This window comes from Methanohalophilus sp. WG1-DM, assembly GCF_004104135.1.
Taxonomy (GTDB): domain Archaea; phylum Halobacteriota; class Methanosarcinia; order Methanosarcinales; family Methanosarcinaceae; genus Methanohalophilus; species Methanohalophilus euhalobius.
Map to the genome: position 1 here is coordinate 1 of NZ_RRBA01000016.1, position 18,929 is coordinate 18,929.

Annotated in this window: 20 protein-coding genes; 13 read left to right on the top strand and 7 right to left on the bottom strand. The window is 41.2% G+C overall.

The features are described from left to right. Positions 1-2,967, top strand: a 2,967-nt coding sequence (locus CI957_RS09090; RefSeq protein WP_128754684.1) for an S-layer protein domain-containing protein, incomplete at its 5' end; no start/stop codon positions are given. Positions 2,968-2,984: 17 nt separating this feature from the next. Here CI957_RS09090 and CI957_RS09095 read toward each other — a convergent pair. Further along, entirely contained in the window at positions 2,985-3,512 is a 528-nt protein-coding gene (locus tag CI957_RS09095; protein ID WP_128754685.1) for a helix-turn-helix domain-containing protein, read from the bottom strand. Positions 3,513-3,682: 170 nt separating this feature from the next. Between CI957_RS09095 and CI957_RS09100 the strand changes: the two genes are divergently transcribed. The 3 genes from CI957_RS09100 to CI957_RS09110 all read left to right on the top strand — a co-directional run bounded on the left by CI957_RS09100 (position 3,683) and on the right by CI957_RS09110 (position 6,314). Next, the gene (locus CI957_RS09100; RefSeq protein ID WP_128754686.1) at positions 3,683-4,693 is read left to right on the top strand and encodes an ABC transporter substrate-binding protein; all 1,011 of its coding nucleotides are present in this window, start codon (positions 3,683-3,685) and stop codon (positions 4,691-4,693) included. 85 nt (positions 4,694-4,778) lie between these two features. After that, the gene (locus CI957_RS09105) at positions 4,779-5,558 is read left to right on the top strand and encodes an ABC transporter permease (RefSeq protein ID WP_128754687.1); all 780 of its coding nucleotides are present in this window, start codon (positions 4,779-4,781) and stop codon (positions 5,556-5,558) included. After that, complete coding sequence (locus CI957_RS09110; protein ID WP_128754688.1) at positions 5,559-6,314, top strand: ABC transporter ATP-binding protein; 756 nt, start codon at positions 5,559-5,561, stop codon at positions 6,312-6,314. A gap of 1 nt (position 6,315) precedes the next feature. Here the strand turns inward: CI957_RS09110 and CI957_RS09115 are convergent, their stop codons facing one another. The 6 genes from CI957_RS09115 to CI957_RS10935 all read right to left on the bottom strand — a co-directional run bounded on the left by CI957_RS09115 (position 6,316) and on the right by CI957_RS10935 (position 10,265). Further along, a complete protein-coding gene (locus CI957_RS09115; RefSeq protein ID WP_105460849.1) occupies positions 6,316-6,756 on the bottom strand; it encodes a polymer-forming cytoskeletal protein in 441 nt (146 codons plus the stop codon). Positions 6,757-6,798: 42 nt separating this feature from the next. Continuing rightward, complete coding sequence (locus tag CI957_RS09120) at positions 6,799-7,542, bottom strand: prenyltransferase/squalene oxidase repeat-containing protein (RefSeq protein WP_105460850.1); 744 nt, start codon at positions 7,540-7,542, stop codon at positions 6,799-6,801. After that, positions 7,508-8,206 (bottom strand): DUF169 domain-containing protein, encoded by a 699-nt coding sequence (locus CI957_RS09125; RefSeq protein ID WP_128754689.1) that lies wholly within the window; start codon positions 8,204-8,206, stop codon positions 7,508-7,510. Before CI957_RS09125 ends, CI957_RS09120 begins: the two co-directional genes overlap by 35 nt. A 34-nt stretch (positions 8,207-8,240) precedes the next feature. Then, entirely contained in the window at positions 8,241-9,074 is an 834-nt protein-coding gene (locus CI957_RS09130; protein ID WP_206631064.1) for an Mrp/NBP35 family ATP-binding protein, read from the bottom strand. A 14-nt stretch (positions 9,075-9,088) separates the two neighbouring features. Next, positions 9,089-9,394 carry a DUF134 domain-containing protein gene (locus tag CI957_RS09135; RefSeq protein WP_096712735.1) on the bottom strand — a complete coding sequence of 102 codons (306 nt, stop codon included), beginning with the start codon at positions 9,392-9,394 and terminating at the stop codon, positions 9,089-9,091. A gap of 577 nt (positions 9,395-9,971) precedes the next feature. Next, positions 9,972-10,265, bottom strand: a complete 294-nt coding sequence (locus CI957_RS10935; RefSeq protein ID WP_241646054.1) for a hypothetical protein — start codon at positions 10,263-10,265, stop codon at positions 9,972-9,974. Between the two features lie 356 nt (positions 10,266-10,621). On the opposite strand from CI957_RS10935, the gene CI957_RS09145 reads away from it, so the two are divergent. The 9 genes from CI957_RS09145 to CI957_RS09180 all read left to right on the top strand — a co-directional run bounded on the left by CI957_RS09145 (position 10,622) and on the right by CI957_RS09180 (position 18,841). Continuing rightward, positions 10,622-11,737, top strand: coding sequence for an ORC1-type DNA replication protein (locus CI957_RS09145; protein WP_096712734.1), 1,116 nt, complete (start codon positions 10,622-10,624; stop codon positions 11,735-11,737). A gap of 49 nt (positions 11,738-11,786) precedes the next feature. Further along, the gene (locus CI957_RS09150; protein ID WP_128754691.1) at positions 11,787-12,278 is read left to right on the top strand and encodes a LysR family transcriptional regulator; all 492 of its coding nucleotides are present in this window, start codon (positions 11,787-11,789) and stop codon (positions 12,276-12,278) included. Between the two features lie 8 nt (positions 12,279-12,286). Continuing rightward, a complete protein-coding gene (gene xth / locus CI957_RS09155) occupies positions 12,287-13,045 on the top strand; it encodes an exodeoxyribonuclease III (RefSeq protein ID WP_206631065.1) in 759 nt (252 codons plus the stop codon). Positions 13,046-13,464: 419 nt separating this feature from the next. After that, complete coding sequence (locus CI957_RS09160) at positions 13,465-14,277, top strand: hypothetical protein (protein WP_128754693.1); 813 nt, start codon at positions 13,465-13,467, stop codon at positions 14,275-14,277. Between the two features lie 56 nt (positions 14,278-14,333). Beyond that, positions 14,334-14,765, top strand: coding sequence for a hypothetical protein (locus CI957_RS09165; protein WP_128754694.1), 432 nt, complete (start codon positions 14,334-14,336; stop codon positions 14,763-14,765). Between the two features lie 392 nt (positions 14,766-15,157). Then, positions 15,158-15,799, top strand: a complete 642-nt coding sequence (locus tag CI957_RS10940; RefSeq protein ID WP_241646057.1) for a hypothetical protein — start codon at positions 15,158-15,160, stop codon at positions 15,797-15,799. Between the two features lie 40 nt (positions 15,800-15,839). Further along, complete coding sequence (locus tag CI957_RS10945) at positions 15,840-16,253, top strand: S1 family peptidase (protein ID WP_241646059.1); 414 nt, start codon at positions 15,840-15,842, stop codon at positions 16,251-16,253. A 159-nt stretch (positions 16,254-16,412) separates the two neighbouring features. After that, on the top strand, positions 16,413-17,420 hold the full coding sequence (locus CI957_RS09175; protein ID WP_096712731.1) for a hypothetical protein: 1,008 nt from the start codon (positions 16,413-16,415) through the stop codon (positions 17,418-17,420). Positions 17,421-17,932: 512 nt separating this feature from the next. Continuing rightward, the gene (locus tag CI957_RS09180) at positions 17,933-18,841 is read left to right on the top strand and encodes an IS5 family transposase (protein ID WP_128754695.1); all 909 of its coding nucleotides are present in this window, start codon (positions 17,933-17,935) and stop codon (positions 18,839-18,841) included. The last annotated feature ends 88 nt before the right edge of the window (positions 18,842-18,929 follow it).

Here is an 18,929-nt window from a genome sequence, read left to right on the forward strand (position 1 = left end):
TCGGTACTTCCAAATACCACATATGAAATTGAAATAAGAACTGTTGACGAAAGTGGTAATGTAAATACCAGTGGGGTAACTCAAACAGCTACAACAACTTCTGACACAACTCCTCCATCTCCAGTATCTTCTCTATCCGCTGCTGAAATAGGAAGTACTTGGATAAAGTGGACATGGGAGAATCCTATAGATGACGATTTTAATCATACAGTAATCGATCTTAAGGATGAGCATATTACCAATTTGAGTAATTCTGTTTCAGAATACAATGCAACGGGTTTGGATTCTGATACAGAATATACTATTGAAGTAAAGACTGTTGATACAAGTGGTAATGTTAACGAAACCGAGGTATCAAATACTACCATGACTCATTCCGCCACTTACGAATGGGGCAACCGTATCTGGGATGAAGAAGCAAACCAATCCACCACTTACACCTGGGATGGCCGCAGTTTCTCCGGTTTCTACTATGACCTTGACACAGGCGACACTTCCGAGTCAATGACAATTGAGATTGATGTCGATGGTCGTGAGATAAAGGAAAATGACCTTGTGTATAGTACCGAGCCTATATCCAAGGAATTTGAGTACACTGGCTGGGACAATTACCAGATCATAGGCTTCATGGCAGAGCGATATTTTGCTGGTTATAAAAATACATCTGCATCTATTGTAGATAGCGACCTCAGCCTGATGTCAGACGGCATCTTAGCAAAGGTTCTTCTGGATATAGATGATGACGAATCCATCTACTCCGGGTCATCTCTGGCTCTTGAGGAAGGTTACAACCTCAATATCCAGCAGGTGGACGTAAACGGGAACAGCGTATGGATGAGCCTGACCAAAGATGGAGATGAGGTAGATGATGCAATCCTTTCCTCCGGTGAAACCTATGTTTATGAAAAGGACCTTGGAGGTGTGGAAGATGTACCCTTAATTGCAGTACACATTGATAGCGTATTCAGCGGTACTGAGACAAATGTTGTTTCCATAGACGGTATTTTCCAGATTTCCGATGACTATGTGGAAATTGACGAAGACGATGAATACGGTGAGATGACGATTTCCAGTGTAAGTAAGACTGAAATAGAAATGAAAAATGAGGAAGGAGATATCAACCTTGAAGAAGGTGACATTATTGACCTCATGGGCAAACTCAAATTCATAGTAGCAGACGATAGTGATGTATTGAGATTTGCACCCTTTGTCGACATGTCCGAACCCGGTACCTATGAACTCAGAGGTACCATTGCTGAAGAACAGGGATTCACCTGGACTCCATTGAACTTCGAAGGTTTCTATTATGACATAGATGAGGGGGTAAGCAGTGAATCTCTTACTGTGGAATACGATGGACGGTCAATTGATGAAGGAAATCTAACTTATAAAGCTGAACCTGTACCTGTAGAGTTTGAACACAATAACTGGGGTAAATATAATGTAATAGGTTTCATGGCCGAGAAATATTTTGCCAGCTATAATGAAAGTGAGTTCGGAGATGAAACCTATGATTCAGATCTCATGTCCAACGGTCAGCTTTCAAAGGTCCTGATAGACGAGGACGATGAAAAATCGGTTTATACCGGATCTTCCCTGATTCTGGAAGAAGGTTATACCCTTAATATCCGGGAAATTGATGTTAATGGTGAAAGAGTAATGGTTGAACTGACACGGGATGGAGATGAAGTTGACTCGGGTGTAATATCTTCCAACGATGAATATGTTTATGAGAAAGATCTTGGCAGTGAAGACGATGTCCCAATAATCGTTGTCCATTTCAATAATGTATTCAGCGGTACTGAAACAAGTGCAGTCTTTGTCGAAGGTATCTTCCAGATATCCGAAGATTACCTGGAAGTCGACGATGGCGATACATTTGGGGAGATGGAAGTCACTAGTACGAATCCAATTACTCTGGAAAATGAAGATGACATAGACCTTGATGAAGACAGCACCATCGACATCATGGGCGAGATCAAGTTCAAGGTTGCCGATGACAGCAGTACTGTCCGTTACTACCCATTCGTTGAAGTGGAAACCGAACCCGATGAATCCCTGAACATTGATATCGAGCCAACCACCGTTGTCGAAGGTGAGGAGATCACTTTCACAGTAACCTCCCGTGGAGCAGCTATCAAGGATGCATCGATACTAATTGATGGTGAAAAGGTCGGAACCACCTCAGATGAAGGTGTTTTCGAGTATGATGCTGATGAGGCCGGGAACTTTACTGCAACAGCGCAAAAGGAAGGTTATGTTTCATCAGAAGGGAACTTTGAAGTGATATCTCCTGAGGATGAAAGCAAAAAGATCAGTATCGAAGTTTCCCCGGAGGAAGTCTTTGAGGGTACACCGATAACCATCTCTGTGGTCAAGGCAATAGGTTCAGAACCACTGGAGGATGCTGAGGTATTCTTTGACGGCCAATCCCTGGGTAAGACCAATGAGGACGGCACCATAACCTACAATCCCAAAGAGCCCGGTACCCACAAGCTGGAAGCCAGGGCGGATGGCTACCTTGATGCAGAATTGAACATCAAGGTCAATGAACTGGCAGCAAAATTTGACTTCAGTAATCTGAGGATCGAACCCTCACCTGCCACTGCCGGTGAGGAATTCACGGTAATGCTTGACTCGACCAACACGGGTAATGCAAAGGGCACCTACACTGTCGAGTTATCGATCAATGATAATGTGACAGACAGTCAGGAAATCACTCTTGGGCAGAACAATTCCACAACCGTTGAATTCACCTCTACTGCAGGTGAGCCAGGTACCTATCTTGTAAAGGCAGGCGGCCTTTCAACAACTCTGGATGTGGAAGAGGGAACAAGTATTGTATGGTATGTCCTTGGTGGCCTTCTCCTTGTAGTTGGTGGAGGTGCAGCCTACATATTTGCCACAGGCGGAACTGCCAAATTCGCTGAGATCGCAGAATCCCTGCGTTCCATGCTGCGCAGGTAATACCAGAATATGAGCGCTTACAAAAGCGCTCTTATCTTTTTTTTATTCCATTTCCAGTTTTCGTGCCACATTCTTGGCATAATGGCGGATACGGGTATTTTGATAATTTTTTCTACTGTAGGACTTACGATAGGTGCGCATACAAGTGCCCTTGCTCCTTCCCTTTCAGCCCGCACAGCCGCAATGATCGCTTCTTCCATGGAGGTAGCCGCATACTCTCGTATTGTGCACAGGTTCCCGTGAACTTTCCTTTTTGTCTCTTTAATATTATCCAGTACCAGACGGGATGCTATTACGGCTATGAATTCTCCGCCCTCATTGCCTTCGAGTTTCTTTATGGTTTTCACGATCTGGCGCATCGTGCGTAAATTGGGTTCCCGGTTGCCTGACATAAGTTTGTAAAGGGTACTTGGTGGAATGGATGAATGCTCGGAAAATTCTATCGCTGTAAGACCCAGGTCTTCCTTGATGACCTTCAGTAAAGTATGCTGGAACGCTTCATCGGATTCAAATGCCGATTCGATAACTTTATCTGCAATACTCATTTTCCTATCTCCATTTATTTATAGCATTAAAAGAGAATGATGGGTGGTGTATTAATACTTTTAGGACATAATATGACGGTAATAGGCAAGTTATAAATAATGTCTCGGTGACATTTACAAAATTGACTATATAGCAGACTATAGTAATAAATACAAAAAGGTGGATCATAATGAAAAAAATCAGTAAAATACTAATCCTCATGCTTGTTGTGGCAGGTGCTGTCTTCCTTGCAGGCTGTACTTCTCAGGATGGAGATGGCACAGAAGAGGCGGCGGACGTGAGCACTCTTAACATGGGTTATCAACCCAGTACCCATCAGCTTTCCTATATGACAGCCAGGGAAAAAGGATGGTGGGAAGAGGACCTTGCTTCCTATGGTGTGGAAAAAGTGAAAGAGTATGAATTCCCGACCGGTGCTCCTGAAATGCAGGCAATGCTTGCGGGTGACCTGGATGTGGCCTATGTCGGCGCTGCACCATTCGTATCAGCTTTGAGTAACGGTCTTGATGCCAAAGTAGTTGCAGGCGTGAATTCCCAGGGCTCCGATCTTGTCCTGCGTCCGGAACATCCCTATGAAGGTCCTGAAGATCTCAAGGGATTGAGCATTGCAACGTTCCCACCAGGTACAATTCAGGATACCATTCTGCGTGACTGGTTGAAGGATAATGGTATTGATCCGGACAATGATGTTGATATAAAACCAATGGGTCCCGGTGATGCTATCTCTGCAATTTCCGCAGGCCAGATTGATGCTGTATTCCTTCCCCATCCTGCTCCAACCCTGATTGAACAGGAAGGCAACGGCAGATCAGTTGTATCTTCCGGTGAAATGCTTCCCAACCATGCATGCTGTGTGCTTGTTGTAAGTGGCGACCTCATACGCAATCATCCTGACATGGTGGCTGAGATTGTAAAAACCCACATAAAAGCCACAGATTATAACCTTGAGCACCAGGATGAAGCTGCACAGATATTTGCAGATAAACAGGGATGGGATGTTGATGTGGTCAATGCTTCCCTGGAAGAATGGGATGGCCAGTGGATTGCTGATCCTGCCATAATTGCAGATTCCACTGTGGATTATGCACAGGTGCAGTATGAACTTGGTTATGTCGATGAGGAATTCACCCGGGAAGATATATTCGACATGAGTTTCTATGAACTGGCCATAAATAAGTAAAATAAACAGCAACCTTTTTAAAGACCTGTTGATTATAGGTCGCCGGAAGTGGAGGTAATTCCTCCACACATTTTCCGGAGGTATCATGAAAACCAAACCGGTCTCAAAAAAAGGCATAGAAATCATTTCCCTGGTAACAGCCATTATTATATGGCAACTTATAGCTGATTTTGTTATAGGGAATACCTTCATTCTTCCAAGTTTTACAGATGTAGTTTATGCTTTCATCACAGTAATCGAAAGGGGAGTTCTGTTCACCGACCTTGCAATAAGCCTGCTGCACTTTGGAATAGGTATCATTTCGGCTCTTGTTATAGGTGTCCCCATCGGGATTGCAATGGGATGGTTCCATAATGCAGACAGAATAGCAGATCCTCTGATTGAAATTGTGCGTCCAATTCCTCCTCTTGCATGGATTCCCTTTGCAATTGTGTGGTTTGGCCTGACTCACATATCTGCCGGATTTGTAGTTTTTGTAGGGGCCGTTTTTCCGATTATTATCAATACATTGACCGGATTCAAGAGTGTTTCAAAAATTTATGTGGAAGCCGGCAAGGTACTGGGTTGCATGAAAAGCACCTCTCAGATTCGTTATATTGCACTACCCTACTCGCTGCCCTCTATAGCTGCAGGCATAAGAATTGCCATGGGTGTTGGCTGGATGTGTCTGGTAGCAGCTGAGATGTTCGGTGTCAGTAAAAACGGTCTGGGTTACAAGATATGGTGGCATTATTATCTGCACCAGATGGATTTTGTGCTGGTCTACATGCTCATTCTGGGCTTTTTGGGATTATTGATAGATCGTGTTTTCCGCTGGTATGTGGATGGAAAATTGCTCAAATGGAGAAAAGGAGTTGTTGTTTAAATGGGCCGACTTGTGATTGAGAATGTGGGACAGAGTTTTGAGAAGGATAAAGGTGAGGCTACCGATGCCCTCAGGGATGTGAACTTTGAGGTTAAGGATGGTGAATTTGTCTGTATCATTGGTCCATCAGGTTGTGGAAAAACCACTTTACTGCGTATTGTTGCCGGTCTGGATAGGGCGGATTCGGGCAGGATCCTGCTGGATGGCGAAACAATAACCTCTCCCGATCCCCGCAGGGGTATGGTCTTTCAGGAATATTCCCTGTTCCCCTGGCGTACAGTCATGGATAATGTGACCTTCGGCCTGGATATGAGTGGTATGGATAGGAAAGAATCCAGGAAGATTGCTGAAGAATATCTGAGGCTTGTAGGCCTTGAGCAGTTCCGGAACAGTTATCCTTATGAACTTTCAGGGGGAATGAGACAAAGGATTGCTATTGTCAGAGCCCTTGCAAATGATCCGGCGGTTTTACTTATGGATGAGCCTTTTGGATCCCTTGATGCCCAGACACGCAATAAACTCCAGCAGGAACTGTTACAGATATGGGAATCTAAAAAGATAACAATTCTTTTTGTAACACACAGCGTGGATGAAGCAGTTTATCTCTCCGACAGGATTGCTGTCATGACCTCTCGACCCGGGCGAATAAAGGAAATGATTGATGTTGATCTGCCCCGGCCCAGGGACAGGACAAGTACCTCTGCAAATAAACTGCGTAACAATCTGTTGAATATGCTGGCTGAAGAAAATAAGTAATTCATTCAGAATGTATGATTACTTTCGTGCCTGATTCTATACTTTCAACATTGACTTTACCAACAAGTTCCAGTTCTTTTTTTGCCCTTACAAACTTTAGATTGCAACCAGGTCGTACTTTCATCCAGCCATCTGTAGTGGCATGGCCACCAATTGTACAACGATCAAGCAGAGTCGCATTCCTGCTGGCATGAATATCCCCGTCAACCCTGCAATCAGGGCCCAATATCACTTCTTCTGCATGTAGGCTTCCCCTGATAACTGTACCCTTGCCCAGTTCTACGTTGCCGGCAACTTTCAGGTTTTTCCAGAAATTAGTATCGGGTCCTGTAATGAGATTTCCATCCAGGCTTACATTTTGCTCAAAATAGGATTTTTTCCGGAGAATGTAGGTATTGCTCTGTGGATGGAATTTCATGTTGTTCTCATGGTCTTCATTCATGTTTTTAATATTATAGATGGCTTGTATTTTAGCCCTTCTGTTTTAGGCATTGATATACAGAGCAAGAGTAATCAATGACTGTGCAGTAGCCGTAATATCTCCGTTATTTTTGCCCCAGCTACCATTATCATTTTGTTCTTTTAGTAACCAACGGATTGATTGGCCTATCTCGCCTGAGTGACCGGTCATTATAAGTGCCTGCATTACAAGATTGCTGGTTGCTATGAACTTCCAGCCACCGTTTTCCTGCATCCGGGACAATAACCAGTCGGATTTTTCCCGGATAAAATCAGTGTGATCTGTTCCTGTCAGTTTTGATTGTTTCATGAGGCAAATTATGATCAATGCAATTGTACCGGGATGTTCCCATGTGCTATCAAAATCCTTTATGATTTTCTGGCATTCGCCGGGGCAGGACACTTCGAGATCTGCAAGGGCAATCAGGGCATAAGTTCTATCATATATATCTTCTAAATTGCCACCTTTCTGTTTGGTTTTGATATAATGGGTAACTGCAGGATAGTAAATCCCCATTGTGGCAAGGGCCGATACACCTCTGCAAATTTCCCTGAAAGATTGTGACCTGTGAATCTCTTTTATGAGGGTGGCTGTACGGGTATATCCCCTGCCCCAGAGGTAGCTGGCTGTTGTGCTTCTGGCATATTCCTTGAGGGTCACAGGCTGATTTTCATCCAGCCAATCAAGCCCTCTTCTTGCTGCATCTTTATATTTAGTTTCCTTTGTCTGAATCTTACAATCCCCTGGCTTTCTTGATAGGCTTTTCATAGAGTTTTTCAAGATGCTCTACTATATTTTCAAGAATTGGGCCTGGAATTCCCACCAGCATTTCATCCCTGCCTATATCGGTTGTCCTGCGACATCCGAAACATCCCATGGAAAAATTTACATCGCCGGTCTGGATGGGAATTATCGTTGAATCTACGCAGGTGGCCTGGAACGATGCTGTGCTCAGGGTTACCCTCCCTCCCTTTTCAAAAGTAAACGCTGGTACGATCCAGTAAAGGGTCTCCGGAAGGTCGACCAGAACCACTACATCGGGCTTAAAGTCAGCCTTCTCAAGAGGACAAACTACTGTTGCCTGCATGGAACACTCTTCGAATTCTGCCCTCTCCTCTATCATCTTAGCAGCTGCTTCAGCTGTATCAAACATGCCGATTTTGGAGTGGAATTCCCCGCTTCTTACATTGTCAGGTGTTTCTAAAAGTCCCAGACTGGAACCACCTACCACACATGCATGTTTATCTGCCGGTATCACAAGACATTCGCCAGTCCTTGCTTTCATGATAGACTGGCAATGACGGGTTTTCTTCTCGGGTTGGTTAAAGTCTGCAGGAATATCTTCGCTCTTTTTTACCAATTTCACGGCTACTGGTTCGTATCTTAGCTGCAGTATTTCCTTGAGTTTGTCACTTATCTCTTTATTTTCCATAAAAATTCCCTTGCCCTTAAAATATAATGGAAGATTAGTTGAACTTTTCCTCCACAGAATTAACGATTAAATCGAATTTTTCTTTCCAGATGGATTTGTCATCATTGACATATACATCTCCTTTGTCCCCTGATGATGAAACATCGGGTTCGATGGGCAATGTAGCAAGTATGGGGGTGTTGAAATCTTTTGCAGCCTTTTCTACAGATTCACCGCCAAAGACCTGTATTTCTTCATTGCAGTGGGGGCAGATTACACCGCTCATGTTTTCGACCATTCCGATAAGGGGTACTTCCAGCATTTCTGTAAATTTCAGGGATTTCCTTACACTTGTAAGTGCTACATCCTGGGGAGTTGTGACAATGATGGCACCGTCGACCTTGCCCAGCAACTGTACTATACTCAATGGTTCATCTCCTGTGCCCGGAGGCAGGTCTATGATCAGGTAGTCCAGCACTCCCCAGTCAACTTCTTCCAGAAACTGCTTGATGGCTCCCATCTTGGCAGGCCCTCTCCAGACAACAGGGGAATCCGGATCGTCCAGCAGTAAACCTATGGACATAACCTTGAGGTTATCGGCAACCTGTACAGGCAGGATCCCCCTTTCTCCAACTTCGGGTCTCTTGTCAGCAATTCCAAACATTGTGGGAATACTTGGTCCATGAATATCACTGTCAAGCAGCCCGACCCTTTTCCCGCGTCTGGCAAGGGCTGCAGCGAGATTTGCAGAAACAGTACTTTTTCCTACGCCGCCTTTGCCACTCATTACCATTAGCTTGTTTTTTATTCCGCGCAGATTCGATACGAGTTTTGGCTCTTCAACTTTGGAATTTACCAGACTTTCAGCTGACTGTATGTTTTGACTCATTTTAATGACTCCATTTATTCAGTAGTGTAATTTCCACCTTTGATATCTATGGCCTGCCCTTCAACAAGAGCTCTGGCGACTTTTTTCCTCGCATTTTTCAGTTCTTCCCAGAAAGCCCTTCTGGAAATTCCCATCTCAAGGGCTGCTTCTTCCTGTGTCAGCTCATCCACATCCACAAGCCGGATGGCCTCCAGTTCTTCAAATGCGAGTTCTACTACCTCAACTTCAGACCTTGGTATGCCGCAGGGTTTAAAGCACATAATATTGGGCTCTGCCCGTATCCTGCGGGGGCATTTTGGTCTTCCTCTCCTGCATTTCATACGTTAACCAATCACCCATAGGTGAGCAAATATATAAAGGATTCCAAATTGCCCGTTTTGTCCGACAAACAAGGTATTTATCGGACAAAACGGATGGTGGTGTAATTGCATCAAGAAGTATCAAGATTTTTCAAAGTGATTTTCGGTCAAAGCGGTTGGTTCAATTAATAATATGTTGCGCACCTGTTGGCAAAATAACTTACATCCACAATCGGGCTTGTCTATAAAGTGCTCTTGCCTACAAAATTTGGAATCTGATTATAAAGTACTTTTTTGACTACAAATCTATTTTAAGGTCGCCTGAATCACATCGTTACTATAAGCAGGCTTGTCACAAGTATACTAAGCAAAGTTATATTGGATTGAAACTGGCTACTTGAATGCTCATTACTCACCGATTTATCTAAATCATCTCTTTTAGATTCTTCTGATTCAATGAATCTTTGCTCCATTATTCCAGCAATCACTTCTAAGGGCTCATTGTCTTCAATTTTGAAACCATCAGGATACCTATCCCAGATATCTTGCAATTCTGCTTTTAGCTTTTCTTTTTCTTCTTCAGTTAAATCAGACTCATCTATCCAGTCATATATGCAATTTGACTTTCCTCATCAGTTGCAGCAAAGGCAATATATGAATAAGGAGATGCCTTTACCACATGTGGCAAAGATGCCTGTAGTTCCAAATATTCCTGGACTTCTTGCATTCCTTCTTCACCCAACTCAGCCTCCAACTCTTCCATTTTTAATTGAGCAGCATCTTTGACTGGGGTGTTGTTTTCTTCTCCAGTCGAAGCTATTGCTGACAGTGTCAGACACAGACACAATACCATACCAATACATAACACTAGCAATCCTTCTTTTCTATTCATCCGTTCTTACCCTCAATCCACCATTATGATTTGGTATATCATTATATGAATCACATCTATAATAAAATGGCCACTGGGAAAAATTTAACAAAAGGATCTTGTGGATGTTCTTTTCTTGAACTGAATCATCGAATTTGATCGCAATGTATGACATTTGACTACAAAGTTATGTTTTAAGCTCTAATGTATGGGACTTTTAGGGTAAGCTCGATGTGCTTGTGATCTGCATTAGAATGCATCAAGCTTTTCAATGTAATTTTCGGACAAATTAATTTTTCGGACAAAGCGCAAATTGCCCTGCAAAAAAGCTATTATATTTACAGGGGAATTTGATAATAGGTTTAGGAGTCAGGTATATGAAAGATAATATGCTTCTCTGGGATGAGACAATTTTCAGAGATCCCATCGTACTGGAACTGGATTATCTCCCCGAACAATTTATGCACCGGGATTCTCAGTTGCAATCTCTCATCTATAGCTTAAAGCCTGCAGTAAAAGGTATGAGACCTATTAATTGTCTTGTTTATGGTCCACCCGGCACCGGAAAAACCAGTGCTGTATTGAAGGTTTTTGAAGAAATAGAAGCACACACCTCGAATGTGGTCCTGGTAAAGATCAATTGCCAGATGGATTCCACCCGCTTTGCTGTTGTTTCACGCATATATCGCAAACTTTTCAATATAGACCCGCCGTCTTCAGGAGTAGCTTTCAGGAAACTTTTTGAAAAAATTGTCCTGAAACTTATCGAAAAGGATAGGGTAATGGTGGTGTGTCTGGATGATATCAATTATTTATTCCACGGCGGGCATGCCGATGAGATCATGTATTCCATACTACGAGCCCATGAACAGTATCCCGGTGTGAAAATGGGTGTAATTGCGATTGTAAGTGATACGGGAAAACTTTACAGGTTTGATCCAAAGGTGAGTTCTGTATTCCTGCCTGAAGAGATTGAATTTCCTCCTTATTCTTATGACGAAATAGGAGACATCATTTCTTCCCGAATCCAGCTGGCTTTCTATCCGGAAGTAGTCCCGGATCAAGTCAGAGAGAAAATAGTGAATTATGTCGATTTGACCGGTGATCTGCGTGTTGGTATCGATCTACTCAAGAGATCAGGCCTGAATGCAGAAAAAAGGGCAAGCAAAAACATTTCAGAGGATGATGTGGATAAGGCCTATGAATCGTCACGCCTTTTGCATCTGAGGCGTAACATATCATCCCTTTCAGATAATGAAAAAGAGATTTTGCGGCTTGTGGCGGAAAATGATGGAATCAAAGCAGGCGAACTTTATGAACTTTTCAATGACAATAATGAATTGGGATATACCCGGTTTTATAGTTTGGTGAATAAATTAAAAGATTCGCATTATCTGGATGTTTCGTTTTCAGGTGAAGGTATGCGGGGCAGAACCCGTATTATTCGTCTGAATTATCCTGCAGATGATGTAATAAAATGCATTAGGGGTTGATATTCTGGAAACCCGTACAAAAGTATGGCTGACACATGAAGGCAAACCTGTGATTGGTGCCGGTAAGGTACGTCTCCTGAAGGCTATAGATGAAGAGAGATCCCTGAAAAAAGCCTGTGAAAAGCTCCAGATCTCCTATAAACATGCCTGGAACATATTGAAGAAGATGAATTTAAGAACCGGACACGATGTTGTAAGGACTGTAAGAGGAGGTAAGGAGCAGGGTACTTTTCTTACAGAGTATGGAAGGGATCTGATAAATCAATATGAGCTGAATCGGGATTATGTTGACAGGATGGTGGAGGAGGAATTATCCTCTGAAAATGTGGGCGAGATCAATAGTATTGCCTGTAAGGTCAGGCAAGTAGAATCTTCTGATGGCATCTCCAGAATTCAACTTGAATTTGAGTCTGCAGTATTAACTTCTATAATGGGAGAAAAGGATTTGGCAAATCTGGATATCGATGAAGGGGAAGAAGCAATTGCTACTATTCGGGCTGTAGATATAGATATTTCTCCTGTGAAAAATGGGGAGGAATAAATCTGCGACTGCTTTCCTGGAATGTCAATGGTTTGCGGGCAGTTGCTAAAAAAGGATTTCTGGAATGGTTGGATTCTGAATTGCCTGATATCCTGTGTTTGCAGGAGACAAAAGCCCGCCCTTCCCAGCTGCCGCCGGATATCAGGCGCATAGATGGTTATTACAGTTATTTCAGTGCTGCTGAAAGGAAAGGTTATAGCGGGGTTGCCCTTTACAGTAAGGTCCAGCCACAAGAGGTTCGTTATGGTTTTGGTATAAACCGTTTCGACCACGAAGGAAGGATTTTAATCGCCTTCTATGATGATTTTGTACTTTTTAATATTTACTTTCCCAATGGTAATTCTTCGGATGAGCGACTTCAGTATAAAATGGATTTCTATGAAGCTTTCCTGGAATATGCACAGGCCTTAAAAGACAAGGGATATTCCATAGTTGTCTGTGGGGATTTGAATACGGCTCATAAAACGGTTGATATTGCAAGACCAAAGCAAAATGAAAACCATTCCGGGTTTCTCCCAATTGAAAGGGAATGGATAGATAAGTTCCTTTCTCATGGTTTCATTGATACTTTCAGGCTTTTCAATTCAGATGATGGTAATTATACCTGGTGGGATTTGAAAACCAGGGCAAGGGATCGTAATGTGGGATGGAGGCTGGACTACTTTTTTGTAAGTGATGATATGGAGCCGAATTTAATCGAGGCTTCTATTTTTAGGGAAGTGACTGGTTCGGACCATTGTCCTGTTGGAATTAAGCTTCAATTTTAAGGGCCAACAATGAAGAGAGAATCCTTCTCTGTAATCTTGTTGGGAGTCTGTTTTTGCAGTCTATGGTTTTGAATCTTATGTTTTAGCAGACTGAATTTTTCGCAAGCAATAGTGATTCTGAATATCTCGTTTTAAGCTGGAAAGGGTTAATATTTTCTCCAGTTCTGGTTTTCCCGGGAGATGGCGGTTTTAGGTGTTCTATTTGTTAATCGAAATGATTAATATTAATCACTCAGGTAAAGTTGATCAACAACAACTAATATATATCATCACGTCAAATAGGATTTTACAATGTGGAGTTCCGCTGAATGTTAACCAACCAGAACTCCACATCGGCCCAAAGGCAGGGTTAGGTTTGCTGTTAACAGTATATAAGCGTAGCTTTGCCTCGGGAGTAGATTGAATAATGAGGTAAAGACATGAAGAACAATGTAAAATTAGGAGTAAGCCTGATTCTCGTGGCGATGTTGCTTGGCAGCATAGCGCTTGTGGCAACTGTAAGTGCAGCACCAGAAGAAACAATGGACCAATGGATGCAAAATCATACTGTAAATGTTGAATCAGTTACAACTTACAGATATGAACAAGGCCATCTGGAAGTAAAAGAGATATACACGGGAAAAGAGCTTGAAGAAAGGTTCAGTGTCAAGAACATAACAAAGGTGCAGCAAATTCCTATTGATAGAAAAGATATCCTCAAACAAGAAGAAACTGAAAAAGTAGTTGTGACAAAAAAAGAAGTTGTACTGACCACTAAAGCATACAACTGGTGGGATAACTATGATTATCCCCAGTGGACATGGTCAAATGTCGGATATATGATTTATGAAAAAGAGGACCCTATAAATCTGGTATGGAATGATAATTCTGCAAATATGGTTAAATCTGAAATATTGGATGAGGGTTGGACTGATCATCCGGCGCAGAATCCCCAATATGCCTCTGATCCACAATGGGGTTGGGTGTTGGCTGATGGTGTGGCTGATGATGAATTCCGTATATATGGTGGATACCATGCAAGGCTATGGCAAACATCATATGGGGATGTTGTAGCAAATGCACATCATGATGATAACTTCCCTCACGAAGCTGATCAATATGAGCAGGCAGAAGATCTGATCGCCGGATTTTATGGAACTGGCTGGATAGTCAATAAGGATGATTACTGGCTAAACAATAAAATAACAACTCCAGAAAATGATGGGAAAGCAACTGTGATAAATGGAAATTAAATAGTATTCAGGAGGTGGTTCAATCCACCCTTTATTTTTTTAATTTTGGTGAAAAAATGACAAATTTCAAAAAATTAATACTTCCAGTAATCATATCTTCAGTAATCATTATTATTGTAACTGGAATAGATTCTCTGGGAGATGCATTGCGTCCAGTAATTGGTGATTTACTGACCCTTCCTGTTGTGTTTTTCGGTATGCTCCTTTTACCGTTAGCTCCTATCATATATGGGTTGCTTACAGGGGATAGGATCGGGTCTGTTATTATTGGAGTTATTCCTGTTATCGGACTTTTTCTTGACATATATTTGGGCTTAATCGTATCAGGTGAGTTTATTGAGACAGAGACTCTTGCTTATTTTGGAATCCTTATTATTCTGGGTGGTATGGAAGGATATTTTGCATCAAAGAAAGAAATAGAGTACAACATTCTTTCGATATGTTGTTTTCTGTTCTGGATGGTAATTTTTGTCAGAGGTATTAATTGATGAACTCAGGGCCCTGCCCTTTATCTGGCAATCCTGTATATATGAAGCAGGATTCCTGCACTGTCAAGCACAACAGCGGTTTCTTTCCTATGTTAAAATAACTGGAGGATACAGGATTAATATTTTGTATCCGGTTTTGGTTTGCCCGGAACTATAAAATTCAGTGCACTCTCAGAGTTAATCGAAGTGATTAATATTAATCACTCAGATAAAGTTGTGTTGCAAAAATAATATATACGATCACGTCGAATGAGAATTTACAATGTGGAGTTCCGCTGAATGTTAACCAACCAGAACTCCACATTGGCCCAAAGGCAGGGTTAGGTTTGCTGTTAACAGTATATAAGCGTAGCTTTGCCTCGGGAGTGGAACTGAACAAATGAGGTAAAGACATGAAGAATATTACAAAAATAAGCTTGAGCATATTGCTTGTAAGCATAATGCTCATTGGGTTTGCATGGGCAGGAGCGTCCGATTCCAGCCATGATGACTCTTTCGAAGAAGAATATTATTTCCCGGCGTATGGTGCAAACACATTTGATTCCCTGAAGAAAGATTCAAGTGTAATTGAGAGCAGGGGAGCAGTACCTGAGCTTACAGATGATAAAACAAAAGTGGAATGGGTGGCGACTCTCAGAAAAAGTCTTAACAATTCTGGAAGTGAACTTCATCCTTATATGAAAGAATACGGTGGTCCTCTGCTAGGGTTTGGTGTAAACTATGGGGGATATATATTTGTAGAATTTGATAAGGAAGTGAAAGATATTGACCCATCTACAATTGATAATTTTTACAGTATTGTGGATACAAATGCAAAAAAATTAGAAATATCTAATGTGCCGGTAGTTTTCAGAAAAGGAGAAGAAGTTTATCTTGATGAACGTGACGATGAATGGTCAGATATGATTGGTGGTATAAGGATAATATACCAAAATGCAACAAACACATGGTATGAGTCAACGTTATCATTTGCTGCAGAAAACAGCACTGGAACAAAAGGGTTTGTAATATCTGGACATTCTGCTAGCTGGTAGTGTCGGAGGAGACATTTATCAACCCAGTTCAACCAGAAAAGTGGGTGAAGTAACTTACATCACGGGCCATTTTGCAGATGCTGCATGGGTTGAAGCCAGTAATGTTGAAGATGATATCTATTATGAAGATGTTGATGATGTTAGGGATGTACGTAATTATTACGATCCAAACTTAGGCAGCAAAGTCTACATGTCAGGAATTACCAGTGGCCGGACATATGGCTATGTCGAAGAAGAGTGGGATGAAATAAACCACCCCGTTTTTGGAACTCTTTATGATCAACTTTCTGCAGATTATGATTCCGACAATGGTGATAGTGGTGCACCTATCTTTAAGAAATATGGAAATCAAGTAATGATCTCTGGTGTACACTGGGGCAGCACTGCTACAAACGCCCTTTTTTCACCAATTAGTGGAGTTGAGTTAGATTTGGATGTAGAACCTTTGACGTAAGAATATCATGTATTCTGTGGTTTAGCCAGATTATTGACGTATAATCTGGCTTTTATATTTTAGATTTATTCGTATATAAGTTAAATAGTTTTATATATTGTCCATATAATTATTAAACTGTTGGCATAAATCATATGAAGCATATAAGAGTGGAAGAAAATGCTTATAAAAAATCAAATTTACAAAATTGTAATTCTGATGTTCTTTATTTCTATCTTATCAATAGTTTCAGCAAGTGCAGTTGATGACGAGGTAAATGATTCTGGACATACGGATGAAATCTCTGATTCGAATAGTTCTAATTCCTATTTTGAAGAATATAAGGACGAACCGCTATTCATAGCCAGCAGGGGAACTTTTCCCGAAACAATTGATCAGGAATGGAATAATTCGGTATCTAAATGCTGGTTATCCATATCAACCGAAAAATCGCTTGTCGAATTTGATCCGTCGGTATATGCCATCGGTAATGCTGGTGAATTTCTGGAAGTGTACTTGAGTTCCTCTTATCAGGGAAAAATAAATGAGTCAAAGATTGATGAGATATACCTGAAAATAGATGAATACTGCGAACAGGAAGCAGTAATCAATGAAATTCCAGTGGTTTTTATGTGGACAGAGGATGATGAAGATATACCGCTTCTTGACTATGGACCGGAGACCCTTGAAAATGCTAAAAACGATCCATCTGTTATAGCGGTCTATGGGACAATGCCCGTAATTGAACAAGAAAGTGAAAAAAGAAGGTGGATAGATTCACTCGGCCATTCAATGGACGGAGAAGTTCGCCCATTTTCTGCTGAATTTGGCGGACCTGTAACAGGTTACGGAGTCAGCATAAATGGATATCTGTTTGTGGGCATGGATATGGACAGCCCTGAAAAAATAAATGAGTCAGGAATTGATGAAGTCTATCAAGCAATAGACAGTCACTTTGAACAGGAAGCTGGCATAACTGGGGTACCTGTGGTGTTTAGATGGGAGAAACGTGCTGTTTTAGATGAAGCAATCGTTGAAGAGAAAAGCACATCTGATGAAGATGGAAATCCTGTAATAGTAGGTAATGAAACAACAGAACAAGATAAGGGGGCAAACAACCAACTACCAGGCTTCACTTCAATTCTGCTTATCGTTGGATTGGTGATGCTGGCAATAAGTAGAAAGTGATGATTCTTGTTCCCATGTTAACAAGAAATATTATTATGATGTACCATTAGTAAATTTTCAATGGAACTTTTCTGTGATTAATAATTAGGAAATCAAAAAGAGAGTTTTCAAACCGTGCATGTGGTTGCATTGGGTGTTGAATCCCATGGTCTAAAGTGATGTTTTTGCGTCGGAGCCTGGCAGGACTGGATTACATCATTTGAGGTTGAATCCCATGGTCTAAAGTGATGTTTTTGCTAATTAATACTGGATGGGGCAGAAATGATGTTAATGTGTATTTTGATGGTTATATTGACGACATGGTGTACATTGAGTGCCATAGAACCAGAGGATACGGGTTATTTATATCTGTCTCCAAAGGTATTGGTAAATGTAACTAAGACAGGGATAAATAAAAATTATATCGGCTCTGTAGAAACCCTTTCCTCTAACCTCCACTAATACATTATCATTTTTATAAGAAGAGGCCCCCAATGTGATTTTGACCACAAAAACACAAAGGGGGTGAATGCATTTTGTCAAGCGATTACTTAAACTTTATCGATACAGCTATGTCTGTAGCTGGAAGATCCCATCTTCCAATCTATAGTTGTAAATACTCCAAGCGAAAATATACTCAACATCAGTTACTGACATTGGTATTATTCAAAGATTACATAAATGAAAATTACAGAAAATTTGTTAAACTTGTTGAGTTGATGGATAGAGTTCAGTCCAAGATTGGTATTAAACAGGTACCTCACTTCACAACATTACATAAATTTACCAATAGAATATCTTCATTCTATTTCAATAGCTTACTTCACCAAACTCTGAAACTCTTCTATTCGCATGGTGAAAAAATACCTCTGGTTGCTATTGATTCAAGTGGATTCACAGGAGGACATTGTAGTTACTATTATTCTGTAAGAACAGGAAAAAAGAGACGGTCGTATCTGAAAACAAGTATAGCTGTTGACGTTGAGAAGTTCATTATAACTGGTTTTAAGATTTCAGGTAAACCAGTGCATGATGCAAAACATGCATCGTCATTACTTAGACAATGTCACAAAAGGAGAAAAGCTGATTGTTATCTGATGGATAAAGGATATGATTCTGAGAAGATACATACTCTAATCAATGAAGAATTGAAAGCAGAAGCCATCATACCTGTAAGATACAGAAAAAGGAAGAAGATCAAAGGAAAATACCGTCGTAAAATGAGAGATGAGTTTGATGAAAATGTCTACCATTACAGAAACCTGGTAGAGACGATGTTTTCTGTTTTGAAAAGGAAATATGGGGAAGAACTGAAGGCAACAAAATACAGAAATCAGGCAAAAGAGGTCAAGTTCAAATTATTAATCCATAATATAGACAGGGCAACTTCTATTTCAGTAATTATTCAAATGAGGATTTCTACAGAGCCATTATATCTATGAATGATATGGAGATGGTAATTTGAACAAGAATACAATCGAATGGATAATCATCGGAATTATATTTGTAATAATAATCACAGTAGCATTT

Bases quoted from the DNA above. Each gene is read 5' to 3' on its own strand.
- CI957_RS09130 (WP_206631064.1), bottom strand. From the start codon at position 9,074: ATGAGTCAAAACATACAGTCAGCTGAAAGTCTGGTAAATTCCAAAGTT.
- CI957_RS09175 (WP_096712731.1), top strand. From the start codon at position 16,413: ATGCTTATAAAAAATCAAATTTACAAAATTGTAATTCTGATGTTCTTT.
- CI957_RS09105 (WP_128754687.1), top strand. From the start codon at position 4,779: ATGAAAACCAAACCGGTCTCAAAAAAAGGCATAGAAATCATTTCCCTG.
- CI957_RS09135 (WP_096712735.1), bottom strand. From the start codon at position 9,394: ATGAAATGCAGGAGAGGAAGACCAAAATGCCCCCGCAGGATACGGGCA.
- CI957_RS10935 (WP_241646054.1), bottom strand. From the start codon at position 10,265: ATGAATAGAAAAGAAGGATTGCTAGTGTTATGTATTGGTATGGTATTG.
- CI957_RS09160 (WP_128754693.1), top strand. From the start codon at position 13,465: ATGAAGAACAATGTAAAATTAGGAGTAAGCCTGATTCTCGTGGCGATG.
- CI957_RS10940 (WP_241646057.1), top strand. From the start codon at position 15,158: ATGAAGAATATTACAAAAATAAGCTTGAGCATATTGCTTGTAAGCATA.
- CI957_RS09120 (WP_105460850.1), bottom strand. From the start codon at position 7,542: ATGAAAAGCCTATCAAGAAAGCCAGGGGATTGTAAGATTCAGACAAAG.
- CI957_RS09145 (WP_096712734.1), top strand. From the start codon at position 10,622: ATGAAAGATAATATGCTTCTCTGGGATGAGACAATTTTCAGAGATCCC.
- CI957_RS09100 (WP_128754686.1), top strand. From the start codon at position 3,683: ATGAAAAAAATCAGTAAAATACTAATCCTCATGCTTGTTGTGGCAGGT.
- CI957_RS09095 (WP_128754685.1), bottom strand. From the start codon at position 3,512: ATGAGTATTGCAGATAAAGTTATCGAATCGGCATTTGAATCCGATGAA.
- CI957_RS09115 (WP_105460849.1), bottom strand. From the start codon at position 6,756: ATGAATGAAGACCATGAGAACAACATGAAATTCCATCCACAGAGCAAT.
- CI957_RS09110 (WP_128754688.1), top strand. From the start codon at position 5,559: ATGGGCCGACTTGTGATTGAGAATGTGGGACAGAGTTTTGAGAAGGAT.
- CI957_RS09125 (WP_128754689.1), bottom strand. From the start codon at position 8,206: ATGGAAAATAAAGAGATAAGTGACAAACTCAAGGAAATACTGCAGCTA.
- CI957_RS09165 (WP_128754694.1), top strand. From the start codon at position 14,334: ATGACAAATTTCAAAAAATTAATACTTCCAGTAATCATATCTTCAGTA.